Source organism: Bartonella bovis 91-4 (assembly GCF_000384965.1).
GTDB classification, from domain to species: domain Bacteria; phylum Pseudomonadota; class Alphaproteobacteria; order Rhizobiales; family Rhizobiaceae; genus Bartonella; species Bartonella bovis.
This window is the reverse complement of sequence record NZ_CM001844.1, coordinates 1,253,261-1,258,429: the sequence shown is the minus strand read 5'-3', so window position 1 is coordinate 1,258,429 and position 5,169 is coordinate 1,253,261. Positions and strand designations below refer to the sequence as shown.

The following is a 5,169-nucleotide window of genomic DNA, read 5'->3' as shown; positions in this document are numbered from 1 at the left end:
GAAGGAGGCGGGACGTTGAATATGACTGGGGTGAATATTTCAGAGGTTAAAATGGGGGTGTATGCGATGGAGGCTAAAGCGGTGACGATGGAGAGGGTGACGATTTCAGAGGTGCAGATGGGGATAACTATGATGGGAAGTGGGACGTTGACGGTGAGGGATAGGACGAGGATTACGTTTACGAGTGGGGACAGGAATTATGGGATAGGGGTGGGGAAATGGGGTGACGGCTAATATTACGGGGGCGGAGATTACAGGAGGCGGGCAAGGAACGGGGGTGTATGCGTCGGGGGCGAAAGCGGTGACGATGACTGATGTGCGGATTTCAGATGTTAGTGAGGGGGTGGAGGCGAAGGGGGGGATACTAGCGATGAAAGGAGGGTCAATTGGGTTTATGGGAGAGTATGGGGTTAGTCTTAACCAGGGTGGGGCTGCTTTAAAAAATGTCAGAATGACTTATACGGGTAGCAGTCCTACAGCTGACTTCATTAAGGTTGTGGATGGGACAGTTATCGCTGAGGGTATCAAAATCGATGGAAATGGTTATGGGCAGGGGATGAGTGTAACACAAAAAGGCCATGTCGTGTTGATTAAGCCAAATTATATCAATGTTGATAAAGGCATGACTGTTTCAGAAGGTATTGTCCGTATGTTTGGAGGGGAAATTGGGTTTATGGGAGAGTATGGGATCAGTCTTAAGGAAGGTGGGGTTGCTTTAATAGCGGTCACTATCAAGGGAAATAGAACAGGAAAAACAGGTATCAAGCTTAATGAGGGAAGGATCGATCTCTACAAGACAAATATAAGAGATGTTCATAAGGGGGTGACGATTACAGAAGGGATTGTCCGTATGGAGAAAGGGGAGATTGGGTTTAAGGGAGATTATGGTATAGGTCTTTCAAAGAGCATTGCTGCTTTAAAGAATGTTAGAATTACGGGTCAAAGTCATAAGGGTACGGGGGTGTATGTGCAGAGTGGGGTGGGAGCGGTGATGATGAAGGATGTGCGGATTTCAGAGGTTAGGACGGGGGTGGAGGTGATAAGTGGGAATCTGATGATGCACAAAGGGTCGGTGGAGTTTAAAGGTGGGGATGGTATCAGTCTCATAAGGGGAAATGCTGCTTTAAAGGATGTCAGAATTACAGGGCAAGGTCATGAGACAGAGGTGGCGGTAAAGGCGCTCATGGGAACAGTGGCGATAAAAGGGGGGGAGATGTCAAATGTTGGAACAGGGGTAGAGGTGAAGAGTGAGGGAGCGGTGTGGTTGATTGATACAAAGTTGAGGGATGTCTATAAGGGGGTGAGTGTCGAAGATGGGGTTGTTCATATGGAGGGAGGAGAGATTGGGTTTATGGGAGAGTATGGGATCAGTCTCACAAGGGGGCAGGCTTTGTTAGATGATGTCAGAATTACAGGACAAGGTGATGAGGGTACGGGGGTGTATGCGAACGGGGATGGGAACGTTGATGATGAAGGAGGTGAAGATTTCAGAGGTTGATAAGGGGGTAGAGGTGATAAGTGGGAAGTTGATAATGCACAAGGGATCGGTGGCTTTTAATGGAGGTTACGGTGTCAGTCTCATAGGAGGAGATGCTTTGTTAAATGGTGTTAGCATTACAGGACAAGATGATAAGGGTACGGGGGTGAATGTAGGGGGTGAGGGGAAGATGGTGATGAAGGATGTGAATATTTCAGGGGTGCAAACAGGGGTGTGGGTGAAGAATGGAGCGAATGCTATTTTGATGGGAGGGGAGATTGGGTTTAAGGGATATTACGGGGTTTATCTCATAGGGGGAAATGCTGCTTTAAAGAATGTCAGAATGACTTATATGGGTAGCAACAAAACAGCTGAATTCATTAAGGTCAAGGGTGGGATAGTTATCGCTGAGGATATAATTATCACGAGCACTACAGACAATGGGCAGGGGATAAGCGTAAATAACGGCGGACGGGTGGTGTTGATTAGTACAAACTTGAAAGGTGTTCATAAGGGGATGACGATTACAGAAGGAAGTGTCCGTATGGAGGGAGGAGAGATCAATTTTAAGGGAGAGTACGGTGTTTATCTTAACCAGGGTGGAGTTGCTTTAATAGCGGTCAAAATGACTTATACGGGTAACAACAACGAAGCTGAATTCATTAGGATTGTGGGAGAGGACACTACAAATGCTATGGAAAAGACGGGTAAAGTACAAAAAATGCTGTGGTTGTTGCATCACATCTCACGATCGATGGAAATGGTTATGGGCAGGGGATGAGGGTAGTTGACGGCGGACGGGTGGTGTTGATTAAGCCAAATTATACAAACATCTACAATGGAATGGCTATCACAAAAGGTGCTGTCCATATGGAGGGGGGGAGATCAATTTTAAGGGAGAGTACGGTGTTTATTTTACAAGACACAAATACAACATTACCTAATGAATCATTTTTAAATAGGGCAATATATTCTGCTAAAAAAGTATAACAGAAAACACTCTCTCAATGCTTAGAGGTGTTTGTTTTTTATATGTTTTAGATTTTGTATATTTTAGCGTATTTATTAGTTTTAGAGATTTTTTTTTGTTTATGGGTTTAGGTGATGGTTTAAGGTCTAGGCGCTTTGTTTGATGTTTTGATTTTATGTGTGTTTTGTTTGTTGTTTGAAGATGTGTGTTTTGGCTTTGTGGGTGTTAAGAGTGTTTTATATTAGGGTATGGTGTTTTTAGGTAAGGGTTAGAGTTGGGAGGATTTTATGGGGTTTTAAGCCATTTTAGTATGGTTTAGTTTTAGTTTTCTTTTTTTTAGAATAGTTTAGTCTCTTTTAACCTGACAGGTTAAAGGGGAACATGTGGGTTATGGTTATGCGTTGTGTTTTTAAGCATCATGTTTATTTATGTGTTGTCTCAACCGCTCTTATGGCTGGGCTTGCTCTAACATCTCATACTTCAAAGGCGTATGCTCAAGCACATAATTGTGGGAGTGGTCGTGGTGTTGGTACTGTTAGTGGTGATAATAAGCCGATTGTGTGTGATAGTCGTGGGACAAGGATACTGAGTAGTAGTAGGGGTGGGGATATAAATATAGATATGGATGAGCACTCTAGGGAGGAGGCGGCCGTGACGGTTAAGAATGGGGCAGATATTACGATAATAAAGAAGCTGAAGGTTATCAATGGGAAGGGGAGTGGAAAGAGTGGTAGTCTACCGGTGATTAAGGTGTCCAATGCAGGGAAGCTGATGTTGAATCAGGAGGTTAATGTTGAGGGGGCGGGGGTGAAGATAAAAAAGGAAATAGTGGTTGATGGGTCAGGGTCTTCTGTTACGTTGAATGGGGTGTTGAAGGGGTTTGAGAGGGGGGAAGTGAAGGTTAGTAATGAGGGGATGGTTGTTTTGGGAGAGGGGGTGAAGGGGATTGAAGAGGTGAAGGTGAAAATTAATGATGGGGGCGGGACGGTGAGGTTTGATGGGAATGTGACTTTTAATAATGGTAGTGAAGCGGGGATACAAATTACGGGGAATGGGGCGGGGAAGGCTACTGTGATGGGAGTGGGGAAGGCGGGGGAGATGGTGACGATGACTGTTAATGGAAAGGGGGGTGGGGGTGATGGTGTTGGTATACAGATGGATGGGGCGGGGACTGCTGATGTGATGAGGTTGAAGATTAAGGGGAGTGGGGGGATGGGGGTGAGGGTGCAGAATGAGACGGGAACGATGACTTTGAATATGGTGAATGTTTCAGGTTTCACGATGGGGGTGAATGCGAGGAGTGGGACGGTGGATATAAATGGGGATTCGAAGATTGAGGTTGGGGCGAATGGGACGGGGATAATGGTATCGGGAAGTGGGGCGACGGTGAAGATGATGGGGGGGAAGATTGAGGGAAAGAGTGGGGGGAATTTTGGGGTGCAGGGAAGTGGGGGGACGGTGATGTTGACTAGTGTGGGGATTGAGGGGTTCGGGAAGGGGGTGGATATGCAGGGGGGGACGTTGAAGGTGATGGGGGGGACGGTGACGTTTGAGGGTGGGAAGAACAATTATGGGATGAAGGTGGGGAGTGGGGTGACGATGGCTGAGTTGACGAGTGTGACGATTGAGGGAAAGGGTGGAAATGGAGAGGGTAAGGGGGTGATTATGGGTGGGACGAAGATGACGATGAATATGGTGAATATTTCACAGGTTAAGGTGGGGGTGGAGGTTAAGAAGGGGACGGTGAATATAAATATGGGGGAGATTACGTTTGAGAGTGGGAACGGGAATTATGGGGTGCATGTGCAGAATGGGGCAACGGCTAATATCACAGGGGCGACGATTAGGGGGACGAGTGGACAGGGGACGGGGTTGTATGTGATGGGGACGGGGAGTGCTAGTATGATGGGGGGGACGATTTCAAATGTTGAGAGTGGGGTGTATGCAACGGGGACGGGGAATTTGACGATAAATGGGGGAACGACGATTCAGTTTAAGAATGGGAACGGGAGTTATGGGGTGAAGGTGCAGAATGGGGCAAATGCTGATTTGACAAATGTGACGATTAAGGGGGCGGGGAGTGGAAAGGGGGTGTGGATGGATGGGAGGGGGACGGGTGCAACGGGGACGTTGAATATGACAGGGGTACGGATTTCAGATGTTGCGATGGGGGTGGAGGCAACGGGGGGGAATTTGACGATAAGTGGGGGAACGAATATTACGTTTAAGAATGGGGATGGGAATTATGGGGTGAGGGTGGGAAGTGGGGTGACGATGGCTACTTTGACAGATGTGGTGATTAAGGGGGGTGGAAAGGGGAAGGGGGTGATAAAGGATGGGACGGGGGAGATGACGATGACCAATGGGTCGATTTCAAATGTTGAGTTGGGGATACAGGTGACAAGTGGGAATCTGACGGTGAATGGGGGGACGATGACAGGGGTGCAGACGGGGATAACTATGTCAGGAAGTGGGACGTTGATGGTGAACAGTGGGGCGAGGATTGAGTTTACGGGAGAGCATGGGGTGAAGGTTGAGAGTGGGGTGACAAGTGCTAGTTTGACGGATGTAAGGATTGTGGGGGGTGGGAGTGGAAAGGGAACGGGGGTGATAAAAGGAGGGGTGAGGGGGGGNATGGACTTTTGGACTAGGTGGTGGGGATTTCAAATGTTGCAAGTGGGGGTGGAGGCAACGGCGGGGAGGTTGGAGATAAAGGGGAACT

At 47.7% G+C, this 5,169-nt stretch carries 4 protein-coding genes; all 4 read left to right on the top strand.

Translation table 11 applies throughout. The features are described 5' to 3' along the window. A partial coding sequence (locus BBBE_RS05460; RefSeq protein WP_192812765.1) for a hypothetical protein occupies window positions 1-234 on the top strand: 234 nt, incomplete at its 5' end. Next, complete coding sequence (locus BBBE_RS05455) at window positions 224-1,498, top strand: hypothetical protein (protein WP_010701542.1); 1,275 nt, start codon at window positions 224-226, stop codon at window positions 1,496-1,498. The genes BBBE_RS05460 and BBBE_RS05455, both read left to right, overlap by 11 nt. After that, the gene (locus tag BBBE_RS05450) at window positions 1,425-2,258 is read left to right on the top strand and encodes a hypothetical protein (RefSeq protein WP_192812764.1); all 834 of its coding nucleotides are present in this window, start codon (window positions 1,425-1,427) and stop codon (window positions 2,256-2,258) included. Before BBBE_RS05455 ends, BBBE_RS05450 begins: the two co-directional genes overlap by 74 nt. Beyond that, complete coding sequence (locus BBBE_RS05445) at window positions 2,204-2,467, top strand: hypothetical protein (RefSeq protein WP_152023191.1); 264 nt, start codon at window positions 2,204-2,206, stop codon at window positions 2,465-2,467. The genes BBBE_RS05450 and BBBE_RS05445 overlap by 55 nt, the downstream gene beginning before the upstream one ends. The last annotated feature ends 2,702 nt before the right edge of the window (window positions 2,468-5,169 follow it).